General features: G+C 71.4%; 19 protein-coding genes. 11 read left to right on the forward strand and 8 right to left on the reverse strand.

All coding sequences use genetic code 11. The features are described 5' to 3' along the window. Positions 1 to 9: 9 nt before the first annotated feature. The 3 genes from OG510_RS34285 to OG510_RS34295 are packed head-to-tail and all read left to right on the forward strand — an operon-like array spanning position 10 to position 2,089. Positions 10 to 723: a glycosyltransferase family 2 protein gene (locus OG510_RS34285; RefSeq protein ID WP_406142701.1), complete on the forward strand. Its 714-nt coding sequence runs from the start codon at positions 10 to 12 to the stop codon at positions 721 to 723. Continuing rightward, positions 720 to 1,397 (forward strand): DUF2064 domain-containing protein, encoded by a 678-nt coding sequence (locus tag OG510_RS34290; protein ID WP_406141913.1) that lies wholly within the window; start codon positions 720 to 722, stop codon positions 1,395 to 1,397. The genes OG510_RS34285 and OG510_RS34290 overlap by 4 nt, the downstream gene beginning before the upstream one ends. Then, on the forward strand, positions 1,394 to 2,089 hold the full coding sequence (locus tag OG510_RS34295; RefSeq protein WP_406141914.1) for a class I SAM-dependent methyltransferase: 696 nt from the start codon (positions 1,394 to 1,396) through the stop codon (positions 2,087 to 2,089). Before OG510_RS34290 ends, OG510_RS34295 begins: the two co-directional genes overlap by 4 nt. A 278-nt stretch (positions 2,090 to 2,367) precedes the next feature. Here the strand turns inward: OG510_RS34295 and OG510_RS34300 are convergent, their stop codons facing one another. Then, positions 2,368 to 2,691 carry an L-rhamnose mutarotase gene (locus OG510_RS34300; protein WP_164266288.1) on the reverse strand — a complete coding sequence of 108 codons (324 nt, stop codon included), beginning with the start codon at positions 2,689 to 2,691 and terminating at the stop codon, positions 2,368 to 2,370. Further along, positions 2,691 to 3,554 carry a fumarylacetoacetate hydrolase family protein gene (locus tag OG510_RS34305; RefSeq protein ID WP_406141915.1) on the reverse strand — a complete coding sequence of 288 codons (864 nt, stop codon included), beginning with the start codon at positions 3,552 to 3,554 and terminating at the stop codon, positions 2,691 to 2,693. The genes OG510_RS34300 and OG510_RS34305 overlap by 1 nt, the downstream gene beginning before the upstream one ends. A gap of 357 nt (positions 3,555 to 3,911) precedes the next feature. Between OG510_RS34305 and OG510_RS34310 the strand changes: the two genes are divergently transcribed. From OG510_RS34310 to OG510_RS34320, 3 genes are read left to right on the forward strand one after another with little or no spacing between them, the layout of a single operon-like run. Further along, complete coding sequence (locus OG510_RS34310; protein WP_406141916.1) at positions 3,912 to 4,667, forward strand: (Fe-S)-binding protein; 756 nt, start codon at positions 3,912 to 3,914, stop codon at positions 4,665 to 4,667. After that, positions 4,664 to 6,082, forward strand: coding sequence for a LutB/LldF family L-lactate oxidation iron-sulfur protein (locus OG510_RS34315; RefSeq protein WP_406141917.1), 1,419 nt, complete (start codon positions 4,664 to 4,666; stop codon positions 6,080 to 6,082). The genes OG510_RS34310 and OG510_RS34315 overlap by 4 nt, the downstream gene beginning before the upstream one ends. Then, a complete protein-coding gene (locus OG510_RS34320) occupies positions 6,079 to 6,708 on the forward strand; it encodes a lactate utilization protein C (protein ID WP_406141918.1) in 630 nt (209 codons plus the stop codon). The genes OG510_RS34315 and OG510_RS34320 overlap by 4 nt, the downstream gene beginning before the upstream one ends. A gap of 46 nt (positions 6,709 to 6,754) precedes the next feature. Here the strand turns inward: OG510_RS34320 and OG510_RS34325 are convergent, their stop codons facing one another. Further along, on the reverse strand, positions 6,755 to 7,834 hold the full coding sequence (locus OG510_RS34325) for an NADH:flavin oxidoreductase/NADH oxidase (RefSeq protein WP_406141919.1): 1,080 nt from the start codon (positions 7,832 to 7,834) through the stop codon (positions 6,755 to 6,757). Between the two features lie 193 nt (positions 7,835 to 8,027). Between OG510_RS34325 and OG510_RS34330 the strand changes: the two genes are divergently transcribed. Further along, complete coding sequence (locus OG510_RS34330) at positions 8,028 to 8,372, forward strand: ArsR/SmtB family transcription factor (RefSeq protein ID WP_406141920.1); 345 nt, start codon at positions 8,028 to 8,030, stop codon at positions 8,370 to 8,372. A 13-nt stretch (positions 8,373 to 8,385) separates the two neighbouring features. Here the strand turns inward: OG510_RS34330 and OG510_RS34335 are convergent, their stop codons facing one another. From OG510_RS34335 to OG510_RS34350, 4 genes are all read right to left on the reverse strand, one after another. Further along, complete coding sequence (locus OG510_RS34335; protein WP_406141921.1) at positions 8,386 to 9,003, reverse strand: TetR/AcrR family transcriptional regulator; 618 nt, start codon at positions 9,001 to 9,003, stop codon at positions 8,386 to 8,388. Positions 9,004 to 9,229: 226 nt separating this feature from the next. Then, entirely contained in the window at positions 9,230 to 9,925 is a 696-nt protein-coding gene (locus OG510_RS34340) for an HAD family hydrolase (protein WP_406141922.1), read from the reverse strand. Between the two features lie 101 nt (positions 9,926 to 10,026). Beyond that, the gene (locus OG510_RS34345; protein WP_164266279.1) at positions 10,027 to 10,962 is read right to left on the reverse strand and encodes a M56 family metallopeptidase; all 936 of its coding nucleotides are present in this window, start codon (positions 10,960 to 10,962) and stop codon (positions 10,027 to 10,029) included. Positions 10,963 to 11,055: 93 nt separating this feature from the next. Then, positions 11,056 to 11,691 carry a DUF5134 domain-containing protein gene (locus OG510_RS34350; RefSeq protein ID WP_406141923.1) on the reverse strand — a complete coding sequence of 212 codons (636 nt, stop codon included), beginning with the start codon at positions 11,689 to 11,691 and terminating at the stop codon, positions 11,056 to 11,058. Positions 11,692 to 11,878: 187 nt separating this feature from the next. Here OG510_RS34350 and OG510_RS34355 point away from each other — a divergent pair, with 187 nt between their 5' ends. Beyond that, on the forward strand, positions 11,879 to 12,439 hold the full coding sequence (locus tag OG510_RS34355; RefSeq protein ID WP_406141924.1) for a GNAT family N-acetyltransferase: 561 nt from the start codon (positions 11,879 to 11,881) through the stop codon (positions 12,437 to 12,439). Here the strand turns inward: OG510_RS34355 and OG510_RS34360 are convergent. Next, positions 12,429 to 13,079 carry a glycerophosphodiester phosphodiesterase gene (locus tag OG510_RS34360; RefSeq protein ID WP_406142703.1) on the reverse strand — a complete coding sequence of 217 codons (651 nt, stop codon included), beginning with the start codon at positions 13,077 to 13,079 and terminating at the stop codon, positions 12,429 to 12,431. The two genes, OG510_RS34355 and OG510_RS34360, sit on opposite strands and share 11 nt — an antisense overlap. Positions 13,080 to 13,469: 390 nt before the next feature. Here OG510_RS34360 and OG510_RS34365 point away from each other — a divergent pair, with 390 nt between their 5' ends. Genes OG510_RS34365 through OG510_RS34375 form a run of 3 tightly spaced genes read left to right on the forward strand, consistent with a single transcriptional unit; the run spans position 13,470 to position 16,701 of the window. Beyond that, positions 13,470 to 14,870, forward strand: a complete 1,401-nt coding sequence (locus OG510_RS34365) for a DUF6421 family protein (protein WP_406141925.1) — start codon at positions 13,470 to 13,472, stop codon at positions 14,868 to 14,870. A 26-nt stretch (positions 14,871 to 14,896) separates the two neighbouring features. Beyond that, positions 14,897 to 15,643 (forward strand): SDR family NAD(P)-dependent oxidoreductase, encoded by a 747-nt coding sequence (locus OG510_RS34370; protein WP_406141926.1) that lies wholly within the window; start codon positions 14,897 to 14,899, stop codon positions 15,641 to 15,643. Beyond that, on the forward strand, positions 15,622 to 16,701 hold the full coding sequence (locus tag OG510_RS34375) for a threonine aldolase family protein (protein WP_406141927.1): 1,080 nt from the start codon (positions 15,622 to 15,624) through the stop codon (positions 16,699 to 16,701). The genes OG510_RS34370 and OG510_RS34375 overlap by 22 nt, the downstream gene beginning before the upstream one ends. Positions 16,702 to 16,754: the final 53 nt, after the last annotated feature.

Genomic DNA, 16,754 nt, shown 5'->3' on the forward strand with positions numbered 1-16,754 from the left:
GTGACCGACCTGACGCCTCTGCGGCCCCCGAGCCCCCCGACCCCCCTGACGGTGGACGTCGTCCTCCCCTGCCTCGACGAGGGGGGCGCGCTGCCCCGGGTGCTGGAGCGCATCCCGGACGGCTGGCGGCCCCTCGTGGTCGACAACGGCTCCACCGACGGTTCGGCCGCCATCGCCGCCGGCCTCGGCGCCACCGTCGTCCACGAACCCCGCCGCGGCTTCGGCGCCGCCTGCCACGCGGGGCTGCGCGCCGCGACGGCCGAGCTGGTGTGCTTCTGCGACTGCGACGGTTCGCTGGACCCCGCCCTGCTGACCGGTCTGGTCCGCCGGGTGGCCGACGGCGAGTGCGACCTCGTGCTGGGCCGCAGGCGCCCCACCGGGCGCGGCGCCTGGCCACTGCACGCCCGTGCGGGCAACTACGCGCTCTCCCGGATGCTGCACACCAGGACCGGGCTGCGCCTGCGCGACCTCGGCCCGATGCGGGTCGCCCGCCGTGCCGCGCTGCTCGGCCTCGGACTGACCGACCGGCGCAGCGGCTATCCGCTGGAGATGGTCGTACGCGCGGCCGACGAGGGGTGGCGTATCGCCGAGCAGGACGTCCCCTACCGGCCGCGCACCGGGAAGTCGAAGGTCACCGGCACCTGGCGGGGCACCTGGCAGGCGGTGGCCGACATGCGCTCCGTACTGAACGGCCCCGCGCCCGCCGGGACGGCGGTGCGATGACCACGCTGCTCGTCATCGCCAAGGAGCCGCGGCCCGGCCGCGTCAAGACCCGGCTCACCCCGCCCTACAGCCCGCAACAGGCGGCGCACATCGCCGAGGCGGCGCTGAGCGACACCCTCGCAGCGGTCCTGGACTGCCCGGCCCGGCGCCGGATCCTGGTGCTCGACGGCACACCGGGGAAGTGGCTGCCGCCCGGGATCGAAGTCGTCCCGCAGTGCGGCGGCGGACTGGACGAACGGCTCGCAGCCGCGTTCGCCCTCTGTACGGGACCCGCGCTGCTCGTCGGCATGGACACCCCGCAGCTCACCCCGGCGCTGCTGGCCCCGGCGCTCGGCCCCGGTGGCTGGAGCGGCTGCGACGCCTGGTTCGGACCGGCCGACGACGGCGGGTTCTGGGCACTCGGCTTCGCCGAACCCCGCCCCGGACTCATCCGCGGTGTTCCGATGTCGACGCCGGGCACCGGTGCGGCGCAGCGGGCCCGGCTGACCGGCGCCGGGCTCACCGTCCGTGATCTGCCCGCGCTGTGCGACGTCGACACCGCGGACGACGTACGGACGGTCGCTGCCGCCATTCCGCACAGCGGCTTCGCGGCAGCCGTCGCGGCGGCCGCGCCCCCGGCCGCCATCGCCCGCACCCCCGCCCCGTACACCCAGCGCACCGGAGCCCGGACGTGAGCGCGCCCGTCAGGCCGCGCTGCTGGCAGTCCGATCCGTACACCGACGCCCTGCGCACCGGGCGCGGCCCGCTCTTCCTGCGCCGCACCGACGGCTGGCTCCTCCCGCTCGACGTGGAACGGTGGTGCGAGGCCCCGGACCGTGCCGATATGTCGGTGCTCGGCCGGTGCGAGGGAACGGTACTCGACATCGGCTGCGGTCCCGGCCGGCTGGTCGCCGCGCTGGCCGGGCTCGGCCACCGGGCGCTCGGCATCGACGTCAGCCGGGCGGCCGTCGCCCGCACCGAACGCGCCGGAGCCCCCGCTCTCTGCCGCTCGGTCTTCGACCGGCTGCCGGGGGAGGGGCGCTGGGGCACGGCCCTGCTCATCGACGGCAACATCGGTATCGGCGGCGACCCGCGCGCCCTGCTCTCCCGGACGGCGCAGCTCATCGCCCCCGGGGGACTGCTGCTGGCCGAGGCGGCGCCGGTCGACGTCGACGAGCGCGTACGTGTCCGGGTCGACGACGGAAGGGGCGGCGCCGGGGCCGACTTCCCCTGGGCCCGGGTCGGCGTACGCGCCCTGCTCGACCACGCGCACGCGGCCGGCTGGAGTGAGGCGGGCCAGTGGCAGGAGGAGGGGCGCCCCTTCATCGCACTGCGCCGCCCGGGCACCGTCGTACACCAGGTGCACGCGGCCGCCCCGGCGCCGTAGCCCCTCCGGCTCCGCGGTCCTGCGCTCTGCGGTCCTGCGGTCCTGCGTCCGGCTGGGCGCTGGGCAACTCCTCTTCCCCCGGGGGCTGTTGCCGGTCCTGCGTACGGCTGTGCCGACGGCCGCACTGTCAGTACCCCCTTGTACGGTGTCACCGGCGCGGCACTGATCAAGGAGGGGACGACGGTGCTCAAGCACTACTACCGTCTGGTGTACTGGACCGCCTGCGCCACGGAGCAGCCCTGCTTGAGGCCGGGGCAGCCCTGCTCCACGGAGAAGCCCTACTCCATGAGGAAGACCTGCTCCATGGGCGTCCACCAGTCGCCGGGCGCCGCCTCCGGCACCTTCTCCTGGCACGGATCCGTCAGCTCCCACCAGGCACGGGTGGCCTCGTCCTGTCCCATCGCCGCGAGATCCGCGGCCAGGTCGTCGCCGTGGTACTCGAAGTAGCTGAAGAGCCGGTCCCCGAGCAGATGGATCGAGTAGTTGGCGATATGGCTCGCCCGGAGCCGGGCGAGCACCGGCTCCGGGACGGCCCGGTGCAGCTCGCGGTAGTCCGCCAGCCTCTCCGGACGTACCCGGATCACCTGCGCGATCCGCTGCATCAGCCCACCACCGCCGCGCGCACCGTCTGGCGCTGCGCGCCCAGCCCGTCGATCTCCAGGTCGACGACATCGCCCGCCGAGAGATACGGGAAGCGCCCGGAGAGCGCGACGCCTTCCGGAGTGCCGGTGTTGATGATGTCGCCGGGCTCGAGGACCAGGTAGTGGCTGAGGTGGCGTACCAGTTCGAGCGCCCCGAAGATCATGTCCGCGGTGCTGGAGTCCTGGCGCGGCTCGCCGTTGACGCGGCTGCGGAGGTTCAGGGCCTGCGGTCCGTGCGGGAGGTCGTCCGCCGGGACGAGCCAGGGCCCCAGCGGGTTGAAGGTCTCGCTCGACTTGCCCTTCGACCACTGGCCGCCCGACTCGTCGAGCTGGTACGTCCGTTCCGACACGTCGTGGGAGACCGCGTATCCCGCGACGCACTCCGCGGCCGCGTCCGCCGAGTCGAGATAGCGCGCGGTGCGTCCGATGACGACGGCGAGTTCGACCTCCCAGTCCACCGTCTTCGCGCCGGGCGGGATCAGGACGTCGTCGTACGGCCCGACCACCGTGTTGGGGTGCTTGAAGAAAATGATCGGTGCGGTGGGCGGCTCGCTGCCCGACTCCGCCGCGTGGGCCGCGTAGTTCTGGCCGATACAGAGGACCGCGGCGGGCCTGGCCACCGGTGCGCCGACGCGGAGCAGTTCGGCTCCCCGGAGTTCGCTGAGCGACCCCGCCCCGAGGGCTTCCCGCACCCGGGCGATCCCGCCTCCGGCGAGGAACCGCCCGTCGATGTCGTCGGTCAGCGGGCCGAGATCGTAGAGCACACCGGCTTCGCGTACGGCGGGGCGTTCACTGCCCGGATCGCCAAGTCGCATGAGCTGCATGAGCGCAGCCTCCTCAGATATCGGCGTTAAAGGTCGGATGTTAACGAGACGAAAGCTATAGGAAAACCCGGAGGGAGAGAACCCTGGGGCGGCCGCACCCTTCGCCGCCTCGGACGCAGTAACGAAAAAGGGCGGCCGAAGGGTTGACGTGCGCCGGGGGACCGTGGCTAACCTCCGATGACCCCTCATCCCCTCTGGAGGACATTCCGGCTGCCCTGGAGGCGTCCCCCCTCCCATCGGCCTTTCCTGACATCCTCGATGCCATCGGTCTCGGGTCTTCCGCCCCGACCGCCGCAGACCGCCGCCCGAGCACATCCGCCGCGGCCCCCGAGCCGTGGACGACCCCGAGAAGGACACATGCGGGTAGGACTCTTCGTGACGTGTGTGAATGACGCGTTGTACCCACGGACCGGCATCGCCGTGGTGAAACTGCTGGAGCGGCTGGGCGTGGAGGTCGGCTTCCCCGCCGGGCAGACCTGCTGCGGGCAGCCGCAGTTCAACACCGGCTACCGGCGGGAGACCGAACCGCTCGTCCGGCGCTTCGACCGGGAATTCGCGGGCTACGACTACGTGGTCACACCGTCGGGCTCCTGCGCCGCGATGATCCGCGACAACTATCCGCGGATCGGCCGCAAGGCGGCCGCCGAGCACCGCGGGAGCGGGCTCGCCGACGCGGCGGCCCGCTCCGTGCCCAAGACGTACGAGCTGACGGAGTTCCTGGTGGACGTGCTGGGGGTGGTCGACGTGGGCGCGTACTTCCCGCACACGGTGGCGTACCACCCGTCCTGCCACGGCCTGCGGATGCTGGGGCTCGGCGACCGGCCGCGCCGGCTCCTCGAAGCGGTGCGCGGGCTCGAACTGCGGGAGCTCGAAGGGGCCGAGGAGTGCTGCGGTTTCGGCGGGACCTTCGCGGTGAAGAACCCGGACGTGTCGGCCGCCATGGGCGAGGACAAGGTACGCAACGCCGTGTCGTCCGGCGCCGGTGTCCTGTGCGGGGCCGACAATTCCTGTCTGATGCACATCGGCGGCATCATGCGCCGCCAGGACGCGCCCCTGCGGGCGCTCCACCTGGCCGAGATCCTGGCGAGCACCGAAGAGGAGCCCCACGCATGAGCGGTACCTATCTCGGGATGCCGTCCTTCCCGAAGGCGGCCGCGGAAGCGGTGCACAACGAGACTCTGCGCGGGAACCTGCGGCACGCCACCCACACCATCCGCGACAAGCGGGCGAAGGCGGTGGCCGAGCTCGCCGACTGGGCGCAGCTGCGGGAGGCGGGCAAGCAGATCAAGGACCGGACGCTGCGTCATCTGGACGAGTATCTGGTGCAGTTGGAGAAGTCCGTCACGGATGCCGGTGGCACCGTGCACTGGGCCGCCGACGCCGACGAGGCGAACCGGATCGTCGCCGGTCTGGTGAAGGCGACCGGGGAGCGCGAGGTCGTCAAGGTCAAGTCGATGGCGACCCAGGAGATCGGGCTCAACGAAGCGCTGGAGGCCGAGGGGATCGCCGCGTACGAGACGGATCTCGCGGAGCTGATCGTGCAGCTGGGCGAGGACCGGCCCAGCCACATCCTGGTCCCGGCGATCCACCGCAACCGGGGTGAGATCCGGGAGATCTTCGCCCGGACGATGAGCGAATGGGGCCGGCCGGCCCCCGAGGGGCTGACCGACTCCCCGGCCGAGCTGGCCGAGGCCGCCAGGCTGCACCTCAGGGAGAAGTTCCTCCGGGCCAAGGTGGGGATCTCGGGCGCCAACTTCATGGTCGCGGAGACCGGCACGCTGGTCGTCGTGGAGTCCGAGGGCAACGGCCGGATGTGCCTGACGCTGCCCGAGACACTCATCTCGGTGGTGGGCATCGAGAAGATCGTGCCCACCTGGCGGGACCTGGAGGTCTTCCTGCAGACCCTGCCGCGCTCGTCGACGGCCGAGCGGATGAACCCGTACACCAGCACCTGGACCGGCACCACCGACGCGGACGGGCCCCAGGACTTCCATCTGGTGCTGCTCGACAACGGCCGCACCGCGACCCTGGCCGACGAGGTCGGGCGGCAGGCGCTGCGCTGCATCCGCTGCTCGGCCTGTCTCAACGTCTGCCCGGTGTACGAACGGGCGGGCGGCCATGCGTACGGTTCGGTCTACCCGGGCCCCATCGGCGCCATCCTCAGCCCGCAACTGCGGGGCACGGAGAGCGAGATCGACGCCTCACTGCCGTACGCCTCATCGCTCTGCGGTGCCTGCTACGACGTATGCCCGGTCGCCATCGACATCCCCGAGGTCCTGGTCCATCTGCGGGAGCGGGTCGCCGTCCAGGGCGGCCGGGGCCACCGGCTGGAGAAGGCGGCGATCAAGGCGGCCGGCTGGGTGCTGAACCATCCCGCCGCACTCGCCGCCGGCGAGAAGGCGGCGTCGAAGACCCGCGGACTGCAACCCAGGCGGCTGCCGGGCGCCGGGGCGTGGACCGACAGCCGCGAGCTGCCCGAGCTGCCGCCCGAACCGTTCCGTGACTGGTGGAAGAAGAACCGCACATGAGCTCCCGTGACCAGATCCTCGCGCGTGTACGTGCCGCCGTCGCCGACGCACCGGAGGCCCCCGAGGTCACCCGCGACTACCTCACCACGCACACCACGGACGACCCTGCGGCCGTCCTCGACCTGCTCCACGAGAACCTGGCGGACTACCGGGCCCTCGTGCACCGGACCAGCCCCGACGGACTGCCCGCGCTGCTCGCCCGGCTGCTGGCGGAGCGCGGGGCCACGTCCGTACTCACACCGTCCGGGCTGCCGGACGGCTGGCTGGCCGAGGCCACCGCGACCCTGACACCGGACACACCGGCGTCGACCCCGGGGGAACTCGACGCCGTGGACAGCGTGGTCACCGGATGCGCGGTGGCCATCGCCGAGACCGGCACCATCGTCCTGGACGGCAGCGCCGACCAGGGGCGCCGCCGGATCACGCTGGTCCCTGACCACCACATCTGCGTCGTACGGGCCCCGGACCAGGTGGTCGCCTCGGTACCGCAGGCCCTCCCGCGTCTCGACCCGGCGCGCCCGCTCACCTGGATCTCGGGGCCCTCGGCCACCAGCGACATCGAACTCGACCGCGTCGAAGGGGTCCATGGACCGCGCACCCTCGAAGTCGTTCTCGTCGAGGAGTGACCCGCTGGGCTCGGACGGAGGGCCCGACCGAGCCTCGGACGGAGGGTCAGACGGAGCGGTGGTACTGCTGCGGAACGTGCACGTCGGCGCCCAGCGTGCGGGCGGCGTGCCGGGCCCAGGACGGGTTCCGGAGCAGTTCGCGGCCGAGCAGCACCGCGTCCGCCTCACCGTTGGCCAGGATCTTCTCGGCCTGTTCGACCTCGGTGATCAGCCCGACGGCGGCGACGGCCAGTTCCGTACCTGACTTGACGCGTGCGGCGAACGGCACCTGGTAGCCGGGCCCGACCGGGATACGGGCCCCGGCGGCGTTGCCACCGGTCGACACATCGAGCAGATCGACGCCGTGCTCCTTGAGCAGGGGCGCGAAGCGCACGGTGTCGTCGGCCGTCCAGCCGCCCTCGTCCAGCCAGTCCGTGGCCGAGATACGGAAGAACAGCGGCAGCTCGTCGGGCCACACCGCCCGTACGGCGTCCACGACTTCGAGCGCGAAGCGGGTGCGGTTCTCGAAGGACCCGCCGTACTCGTCGGTGCGGTGGTTGCTGTGCGGCGAGAGGAACTCGCCCACCAGATAACCGTGCGCCCCGTGGATCTCGGCGACCTGGAACCCCGCGTCGAGCGCACGCCGGGCGCCGTCGGCGAACTGGCCCACGATGTCCTGTATCTGAGTGGCTGTCAGCTCGTCGGGCACATGCTCACCGGCCGCGAAGGGGACCGGGCTCGGCGCCACCGGCTGCCAGCCGCCTTGGTCGGCGCCCACCGGACCGCCGCCCTTCCAGGGCTGGTCGGTCGACGCCTTGCGCCCGGCGTGGCCGAGCTGGATGCCGGGAACCGTGCCCTGGCTCTTGAGGAAGCCGGTGATCCGGCGGAGCCCCTCCACTTGGGTGTCGTTCCAGATGCCCAGGTCGGCGGGGCTGATACGGCCCTCCGGGCTGACGGCGGTCGCCTCGACGATGACCAGCCCGGCGCCTCCGGCTGCCCGCGCGGCGTAGTGCGCGAAGTGCCAGTCACCGGCCACACCGGTGTCCGGGCCCGAAGTGGCCGCCGAGTACTGGCACATGGGTGGCATCCATACGCGGTTGGGAAAGGTCAGCGACCGCAGGGTGTACGGGGCGAAGAGGGCGCTCACGACAGGCTCCAATCACAACGGCGTCGGGACGGAACGTACGATACGCATCGTAGTACGGGGGATGTCAAACTACGATGGAACTCGTACAATGATTCCATTCCCGAGTCCGGCCGCCGGGGCCGGAGATTTCCGCCCGGGGTCTAGTGTCCGAATGTCCGGGTGTTCCGATGTTCCGCATGTGAGGAGAGCCGTCATGGTGACCGCGACGAGCAGCCGGGCACTCGCTCATCCGGCGCGCGACGAGATCCGCCTGGACGGCGTCCTGCACGCGCTGGCGGATCCCGTGCGTATGTGTGTGGTCCGTGAACTGGCGGCTGACGGCGGGGAGTTGTCCTGTTCTCGGTTCGCCCTGCCGGTGACCAAGTCGACCACCACCCACCACTTCAGGGTGCTGCGCGAGAGCGGTGTGATCCGGCAGATCTACCGCGGGACCGCGAAGATGAACGTGCTGCGCAGGGAGGACCTGGACGCGGTCTTCCCCGGTCTGCTGGACGGCGTCCTCGCCGCGGCCGCCGCCGAAGCCTCGCGGGAGGCGTGACCCGCCGCCGCCGTCAGGGCGGCGGCGTGGCCCCTTCGTCCTCCGGGGGTACTCCCAGCTTCCAGTCGAGTCCGTACCGCTGGAACAGTTCGGCCCGCAGTCGCGCGTGCGGCATGGGCGCCCCGGGCAGCAGCTGGGCGAAGACCGTGCCCATCAGCTGGGCGCGCAGCAGTACGTAGTCGGTGTCCGGGTCGGGTGACCCGTACCGCTCCACGGCCGAGCGCAGGACCCGGGCGAGCTCCTGCTGCTCCGGGCACCGCACGAACCCCTGTTCCTGGAGGATCCCGGCCATATGGGTCCGCATCAGCACCGGATGGTCGCCGGCCAGCCCCAGGATCGCGTCGATGGCCCGCGCCAGCAGCTCGGGCCCGTCGTCGGTGCGCGGCTCGCGCTCCAGGGCCGCGGTGAGGGTGCGGTGCATCAGGCGGTGCACGGCTGACTGCAGCAGATGCCGCTTGCCCGGGAAGTAGTACGAGACGAGGCCGCGGGCGGATCCGGCGCGGTCGGCGATGTCCGCCAGCGTCGTCGCCTCGTAACCGCGCTCACCGACAAGATCCACTGTGGCCTGCAGAAGCCGCTCGCGGGAACGCCGCCGCAGCTCCTCATTGACCGATTGGCTGCGCGGGGACATGCTTACTCCTGCGTTGACTGGCTCTCAGCCAACTATAATCAGCGCATCCCGCAAAGGGGCCCGTCAGGGGCTGTGCTGTGGGACTCGTCCGGACCGGGCGACGCGGGGGATCGTCCGGTCCGGACTTTCTGCTGTCGTCACCCGTTTTTTATGGGCGGATATGGATGATTTCGGGTGGTTTTTTCGATGGGTTTTCCGGTGGGGTGATCCTGCTTGCCTCCGCGGGTCAGCCGACGAGATCCAGGACCGGCCGGAGCGCGTCCGGGCGTTCGGCGGCCGGGAGGTGGTCCACGAAATGGACCGCGCAGCCCAGATTCCGGGCGCCCCCGTCCTGGTGACGGTTGTCACCGACCATCAGAATCTCGCCGGGATCCCGGCCCAGCGCCTCGCAGGCGGCACGGAAGAGCCGGACGTCGGGCTTCTGGACGCCGTGCTCGTACGACAGGGTGTAGTGGTCCACATGCGGATCGACCCCATGGGCGCGGAACACCGGCCTCAGGTCCCAGCCGATGTTGCTCACCACGCCGATGCCGGCCCCGCGGGCATGCAGCGCGCCGAGCACCTCGGCGGTGTCCGGGTAGGGGCGCCAGGCGTCCGGGGTCATATGGCGCTGGTAGAGGGCGTCGTACAGCGCCGGATCCGGCAGTTCGACCTGGCGGGCGAGACCAGTGAACGCGGCGCGGTGCCGCTCGGCGCTCTCGTCGCGCGAGGCCCACAGCCCGGCGAGCGCGGGTGGCACCCGCTGGGGCTCGGGTCCGCCGGGCTGCGCGCCGGCGGCCGCCAACTCCGCCGCACGGAGGGTGAATTCCTCCTGGCCCAGGGTGATGCCTGCCTCGTCCAGGGTGGCGCGGAGCCAGGTCGTGACCGGCTCGGTCCTGAAGAGCGTTCCGGAGAAGTCGAAAAGTACGGCCTTGATCGTCATGGGGGACATTCTTCCGGCCCGGTGGTCCGGCCGTCTCCTCCTCTGTTCGTTCGCCCCCTCGGCCTTTCGGCCGTCGCACCGCGCCCGCGGGGCCGTCACCGCTATCCGAGCGCGCGCAGTCCGGGCACGAACGCGATCAGCAGCGGTACGACCGGCACCAGCGAGGCGGCTGCGGTCAGGCGCAGCCGGCGGCCCGCGGTGAGGCGCGGGGCCGCGCTCAGGAGCCGGTCGACCCGGTGCGGCAGCTCCGCGTCGGGGGTCGGGCAGGGGCCGAACACCCCACGGTGCTCGTTGAGTTGGACCAGCGCCAGGGCGATCGTCAGCCGGCCGAAGCGGCGTGACGCCACATCGTCGGCGGCCAGCTCCACCAGCCGGTGCATCTCGTTGCGGAAGGCGGCGAAGACCGGAATCTGCGGGAAGCCCACGGCCAGCGCCGCCGAGCAGTGCAGCAGCCAGTCGTGGCGGGCCCGCGCGTGGCCCTGCTCATGGGCGAGCACCGCATCGAGCTGACGGCCTTTCAGGCCCCGAAGTGCCGCTGTGGTGATGACCAGTTGGGGCGCGGCGCCGGGCAGCCACCAGGCGTCGGGGCGCTCACCCTCCAGTACGACGAGGCGCTCGCCGCCCGGTTCCTCGCCGGGCAGCACGGGGGAGCGCACCAGCAGTTCCCTGCGGCTCTGCCTGCGTGCGGCCCGTGCGCGGCGGACCTCCCGGGTGAGCATCGCGGCCGTCCAGATCCCGCCCGCGGCCAGCACGGTCGCTGTCGCCGCCGACCACTGCGCGTACGCACCCAGGGCATACGCCTCCACCACGGCGTGCGGGGCCGAGGCGAAGACATGACCCCGTACCAGTTGCCAGGCCGCCGACGCGCTGAAGGTCATCGCCAGAGCGAAGCACAGCAGTACGGCGGCCACCACGCACTGCCACACCCACAGCGCCACCACGGGCTCCCGCTCGGGCCACTGGGCGCGAGCCAGAAGCCGCGGTGCCGCGACAGCGGCCACGGCTCCGAGTAGCAACAGCGCTAGGGAGACCAGCATGGGCGCCAGTTTATGGAGTCGGCGTGTCACCGGGGTATGGCCTGGACCCGCAAGTGACGCAGGACACGGTCGGGTTCCGCGGTTCTGCCCGGATCAGATCGTCAGCAGCATCGCGAACATGGCCATACCCATGGCGAGCCGGCAGGCGAGTGTCAGCTCCGGACGGGCCCACTGGGCGACGCCGCGGCCGGAGCCGGCGAGCGCCTCGCCGGCCACGGCCCCGCGGGCCGCCGTGACTCTCCCGGCCGCCGGAGCGGGGGAGGGCACCAGGGCGGCGCCCGTACGCAGCACGTACACGGCGTAGTAGACGAGCAGCGCGCCGGTGAGCAACGGGACCCCGCTCCCCATGTGCGAGGAGTGCGCCATGTGTGCCATGGGGCCGCCCTGTGCTCCGCCGGGCGGCATCCCCGCCCCCATCGTGAGCGCCATGTAGACCATGGCGAGCGAGCCGACCAGATGGTGCAGATGGTGGGCGCCCGTGCGGAGCTGCCACAGCGCCCGGAGGCCGCCCGCGGCGAAGACCGCGGCGAACACCGTCCACCCCCACCCCGGGAGAGCGACCACCGCAGCGGGCAGAGCCATCGCCGCCATCCCGAACCCCATCACCGCCTCGCCCCCGGCAGCCGTCCGCGCCTGCCGCGACGTGCTGCGCATCCGCAGCAGGCAGTAGGCCCCGGTCGCCGCGCTCAGCGCCATCAGCAGCCAGCCGGACACCACTGATCCGTACACGGCGCACCCCCCGTCGGACCGTGCGCTCCGCGGCACGGCCCAGGGCCATCGATGCCCCCGCCGGGCGGAGCGCACGCAAGCGCAGGGGGGCACGGGGGAGCGCGTCGCGGGCGCGTTACTGTCTGGACAGCAGCGGCCGGACAGTGACGGCCCGGCCGCGACCGCCTTCGACGGGAGACATCACCCCATGGACACCGCCCCCGACCGGATCACTTTCAGGGATGCGGCAGAGACCGATGTGGCGGCCCTCGTCACCCTGATCGAGTCGGCCTACCGCGGGGACACCAGCCGCACCGGCTGGACCACGGAGGCGGACATCCTGGACGGCCGGCGTACCGACCCGGACGGGGTCCGCGGAGTGATCGCCGCGCCCGCCAGCCGGCTGGTGGTGGTGGAACAGGACGGCGAGCCCGTCGCCTGCTGCCAGCTGGAGCGCCGCGGGCACGCGGCCTACTTCGGAATGTTCGCGGTGAGCCCGGCGCTCCAGGGCGCGGGCCTCGGCAAGCGGATCATCGCGGAGGCCGAGCGCCGGGTGTCCGACGAGTGGGGCGCCGACGAGATGCAGATGACCGTCATCTCGGTACGGGACGACCTCATCGCCTGGTACGAGCGGCGCGGTTACCGCCGCACGGGGAGGATGTTCCCCTTCCCGTACGGCGACGAGCGGTTCGGCATCCCGCTCCGCGACGACCTGCAGTTCGAGCTCCTGGTCAAGCCGCTCCCGGCCGGTGGGGCACTCAGGCCGTGAAACGGCCGGTGCGCCTGATCTCCGGGTAGTCGGTGGTCGCACCGTCGAGATCGAGCGCCCTGACCAGCCGCAGATGGTCCTGGGTGTTCACCACCCAGCCGAGCACCTTCAGACCCTCGGCGTGCGCCTTCTCGACGGTCTCCAGGGTGAGCCTGCGGATGTTCAGCGCGACCGTCGCGGCTCCGACGGCCTTGGCGCGGGCCACGATGTCCTTGTCCCAGCGGCTGGCGATGAGCACCGTCCGTACGCCCGGCACGAGTGCCGCGATCTCACGGACCGCCTCGTCGTGGAACGACGAGACCTCGACGCGGCCGACCAGATCGCGCCGGAGCATCACCTCGGCGAGCGCCCGTGCCGCCGCCGCGTCCTTGATCTCGGCCTGGATCGGTGAGCGGACCGCGTCCAGCACCTCTTCGAAGACCGGGATCCGCTCGCCCTGCCCGGCGTCGAGCTCACGCAGCTCGGCGAGCGTCCGGTCGGCGATGGCTCCCTTGCCGTCGGTGGTGCGGTCGACGTCCGTGTCGTGCATGACGACGAGCGCGCCGTCCTTGCTCAGATGCAGATCGAGCTCGATGGCGTCCATACCCGCCTGTTCCGCGTGGCGGAAGGACCGAAGCGTGTTCTCCGGCTCGACGCCCATGACCCCGCGATGTCCGATGATGAGGAGACTCAAGGTTCTCTCGCTTCCGTCGACGGCGGCTCTCGCGTGGCATTGCTACCCAGCTGGCAGAGCCGCAGCCTAACGCTCCCGCTCCGCTGCCGTACCGCTTCCCCGCGATGGCGCCGGGCGCCCGTGTCCGCCCCCACCGGAAGGCCCGTTCCGGTGTCTTCCGACACGGTTTTCCTTCCACCCCCAGAGCGGGGAAACAAGGGTGGAAGCGGTTCCATCCTGGGCATACGACAGGAAGATTCGCTGCGATCAAGGGGGTTTCGCGGGACAATCTGTTGGATGCGCCCTTGAATGAGGGATCCGAACATCGATACGGTGTCCCCGCGGTTGGTCGGCAATTTCTGCTGTGGAGGAAGCGACATGACGAAAATTCTTGTGCAGGACCCGGTAGGCGGCGATATATCCGGCGCCCAGCGTGTGGTCGAGCATCCGGCGTGGCCCGTGCTCAAGAATGCCGTCGAGGAGATCAGGCCCTGGCAGTCGAAGGACGGCTCCATCGACTTCGATGCCGACGGCGCCCCCGCGCGCGGCGATGTCGAGGCCGCTTTCGCGCGGGTGACCGGCGCGATCGAGGAACTCTCCCCGCTGCTGCCGCACGACGCCGCGTACCACCGGGCGCTCGTCGCCGACCTCCGCAAGTGGGCCGACAGCGGATTCGCCGTCCCCGACTTCCTGGACTCGCTGCTCGCCTTCCACCCGGCCGACCTGCGCGCCGACGGCCTCCAGCACCTGGTCGTCTTCGCGATGTACACACAGAACGGCAATCCGGACCGCAACCTCGAAGCGGTCGTGCTGCGCATGGTCTGGCCCGACTGGCTCTCCGAGCTGGAGGCCACGCGCTACGACAACCCGCTCTTCTGCGGCATCACCTTCGAGGACTTCACCTCCGGGTACGACACCAACTCCGCGGTGCTCTTCCCGGAGACCATCGCCGTCCGCGAGGCCCCCGACCGCTTCACCTGGGGCGGCATCTTCTGCGACCGCGAGGCGGCGCGCTTCCGGGCCGTCACCGAGGCCGCCGTGCGCGTCCTGAAGCTCGAACTGCCCGACGACATCCAGGAGATGGTCTCCGACCAGCAGCGCTGCCAGCAGGCGTTCGTCCTGTGGGACATGGTCCACGACCGCACCCACAGCCACGGCGACCTGCCGTTCGACCCCTTCATGATCAAGCAGCGCCAGCCGTTCTGGATGTACGGACTCGAGGAGCTGCGCTGCGACCTCACCGCCTTCCGGGAGGCCGTGCGGCTGGAGGCGGACGGCTTCGGGCAGGGCCGCGACGTCCAGTACGCCGTGCTCTTCGACCGGATGTTCCGCTTCCCGGTGACCGGCGAGCGCGTACGCAACTACGACGGACTCGGCGGCCAGCTGCTCTTCGCCTATCTGCACCAGCACGACGTGGTGCGCTGGACCGACAGCACCCTGAAGATCGACTGGGAGCGGGCGCCGCAGGTCACCAACCAGCTCTGCGCGGAGATCGAGGACCTGTACCGGGCCGGTATCGACCGCCCCAAGCTGGTGCACTGGTTCGCGGCCTACGACCTGGTCTCCCGCTACCTCGCTCCGCACCCCGGATCGCGCTGGGCCAAGGGTCCTGACGCCCTGGATCTGAGCCAGCCGCCGCGTAAACTCGTGGACGACGTGCTTCCCGACGAGTTTCCGCTCAGCATGTTCTATGAGGCACTCGCCAAGAAGCTCAAGACCGTGGTCGCCTCGACCAAGGGCATCACCGCGGCGGGCGCCCCCGAGCGGGAAGCGGCGTGAGCGCCCGCAGGCAGGAGGCGGAGACGATGAGCAAGGGATCACTGGACGGAGCCGTGGTCGCGGTGGCCGGGGCCGCGGGCCCGGCGGGCCGTGCGGCGCTGCTGAGGCTGGCCGAGGCCGGGGCGACGGTGGTCGGCGCGGACGCCGACGTCGCCCGGCTCGCCGAGGCGGTGGACGCGGCGCGCTATGCGCACGGCGGGGCCACCGTGACCGGCGAGACGGTCGATCTGCTGGACCTGGACGCCACCCGGGCCTGGGCCGACCGTACGGAGGCCGAGTTCGGCCGTGTCGACGGTCTGGTGCATCTGGTGGGGGGCTGGCGCGGCAGCGCCACCTTCGCCGAGACCGATATCGCCGACTGGAATCTGCTGGAGAAGCTGCTGATCCGCACGGTCCAGCACACCTCGCTGGCGTTCCACGACGCGCTGCTGCGCAGCGACCGCGGCCGCTATGTGCTGATCAGCGCGGCCGGCGCGTCCAAACCCACCGCGGGCAACGCGGCCTACGCGGCGTCGAAGGCGGCGGCCGAGGCATGGACGCTGGCACTCGGCGACGCCTTCCGCAAGGCGGGCGGCGACGAAGGGCCGCGGTCGGCCGCCTCCGTCCTGGTGATCAAGGCTCTGGTGCACGACGCGATGCGCGCCGAGCGCCCGAATGCGAAGTTCTCGGGCTTCACCGACGTCGCGCAGCTGGCCGAGGCCATCGCGGGCGTCTGGGACCAGCCCGCCGGAGACGTGAACGGAAAGCGCCTGTGGCTGACACCCGCCCCGTGAGGACCGATGCCGTACGCCACCACGACCCGCAGGTCCGTGGCTTCGCCAGTGACAACTACGCGGGCGCGCACCCGGAGATCCTGGCCGCGCTCGCCGTCGCGAACGGCGGACACCAGATCGCGTACGGCGGAGACGCCTACACCGACCATCTGCAGCGGCTGATCCACAGCCACTTCGGCCAGAGCGCCGAGGCGTTCCCGGTCTTCAACGGCACCGGGGCCAACGTCGTGGCGCTGCAGGCTCTCACCGACCGGTGGGGCGCCGTCGTCGCGGCCGAGACGGCACACATCAACGTGGATGAGGGCGGCGCCCCGGAGCGGGTCGCCGGGCTGAAGCTGCTCACCGTACCGACACCCGACGGAAAGCTCACCCCGGAGCTGATCGACCGTCAGGCGTTCGGCTGGGACGACGAACACCGGGCGATGCCACAGGTCGTCTCGATCACCCAGAACACCGAACTCGGCACGGTCTACACCCCCGACGAGATCCGGGCGATCTGCGAGCACGCCCACGGCTACGGGATGAAGGTGCATCTCGACGGGGCCCGGATAGCCAACGCGGCGGCCTCCCTCGATGTGCCGATGCGCGCCTTCACCAACGCGGTGGGGGTGGACATCCTCTCCTTCGGCGGCACCAAGAACGGCATGCTCTTCGGCGAAGCCGTCGTGGTCCTCAACCCCGACGCCGTACGGCACATGAAGCATGTGCGGAAGATGTCGATGCAGCTCGCGTCCAAGATGCGCTTCGTCTCGGTGCAGTTGGAGGCGCTGCTCACCCGCGATCTGTGGCTGCGCAACGCCCGCCACTCCAACGCCATGGCCCAGCGCCTCGCCGCGGGGGTGCGTGAGACGGACGGGGTGGAGATCCTGCACGCCGTCCAGGCGAACGCCGTGTTCGCCCGGCTGCCGCACGACGTCAGTGAGCGGCTGCAGAAGCGCTACCGCTTCTACTTCTGGGACGAACCGGCCGGCGACGTCCGCTGGATGTGCTCCTTCGACACCACGGAGGAAGACGTGGACGGCTTCCTGCTGGCGCTGAAGGAAGAACTGGCCCGCTGAACCGGCCCGCTTGACCGGATGCGTGAAAGGGCCGGCCGGACTCAGTCCGGCCG

Origin of the sequence: Streptomyces sp. NBC_01089 (genome assembly GCF_045162975.1) — a bacterium.
Classification (GTDB): Bacteria; Actinomycetota; Actinomycetes; order Streptomycetales; family Streptomycetaceae; genus Streptomyces.

Bases quoted from the DNA above. Each gene is read 5' to 3' on its own strand.
- OG510_RS34340 (WP_406141922.1), bottom strand. From the start codon at position 9,925: ATGACGATCAAGGCCGTACTTTTCGACTTCTCCGGAACGCTCTTCAGG.
- OG510_RS34345 (WP_164266279.1), bottom strand. From the start codon at position 10,962: ATGCTGGTCTCCCTAGCGCTGTTGCTACTCGGAGCCGTGGCCGCTGTC.
- OG510_RS34300 (WP_164266288.1), bottom strand. From the start codon at position 2,691: ATGCAGCGGATCGCGCAGGTGATCCGGGTACGTCCGGAGAGGCTGGCG.
- OG510_RS34315 (WP_406141917.1), top strand. From the start codon at position 4,664: ATGAGCGGTACCTATCTCGGGATGCCGTCCTTCCCGAAGGCGGCCGCG.
- OG510_RS34365 (WP_406141925.1), top strand. From the start codon at position 13,470: ATGACGAAAATTCTTGTGCAGGACCCGGTAGGCGGCGATATATCCGGC.
- OG510_RS34310 (WP_406141916.1), top strand. From the start codon at position 3,912: ATGCGGGTAGGACTCTTCGTGACGTGTGTGAATGACGCGTTGTACCCA.
- OG510_RS34320 (WP_406141918.1), top strand. From the start codon at position 6,079: ATGAGCTCCCGTGACCAGATCCTCGCGCGTGTACGTGCCGCCGTCGCC.
- OG510_RS34335 (WP_406141921.1), bottom strand. From the start codon at position 9,003: ATGTCCCCGCGCAGCCAATCGGTCAATGAGGAGCTGCGGCGGCGTTCC.
- OG510_RS34305 (WP_406141915.1), bottom strand. From the start codon at position 3,554: ATGCAGCTCATGCGACTTGGCGATCCGGGCAGTGAACGCCCCGCCGTA.
- OG510_RS34355 (WP_406141924.1), top strand. From the start codon at position 11,879: ATGGACACCGCCCCCGACCGGATCACTTTCAGGGATGCGGCAGAGACC.
- OG510_RS34370 (WP_406141926.1), top strand. From the start codon at position 14,897: ATGAGCAAGGGATCACTGGACGGAGCCGTGGTCGCGGTGGCCGGGGCC.
- OG510_RS34360 (WP_406142703.1), bottom strand. From the start codon at position 13,079: ATGGGCGTCGAGCCGGAGAACACGCTTCGGTCCTTCCGCCACGCGGAA.
- OG510_RS34290 (WP_406141913.1), top strand. From the start codon at position 720: ATGACCACGCTGCTCGTCATCGCCAAGGAGCCGCGGCCCGGCCGCGTC.
- OG510_RS34330 (WP_406141920.1), top strand. From the start codon at position 8,028: ATGGTGACCGCGACGAGCAGCCGGGCACTCGCTCATCCGGCGCGCGAC.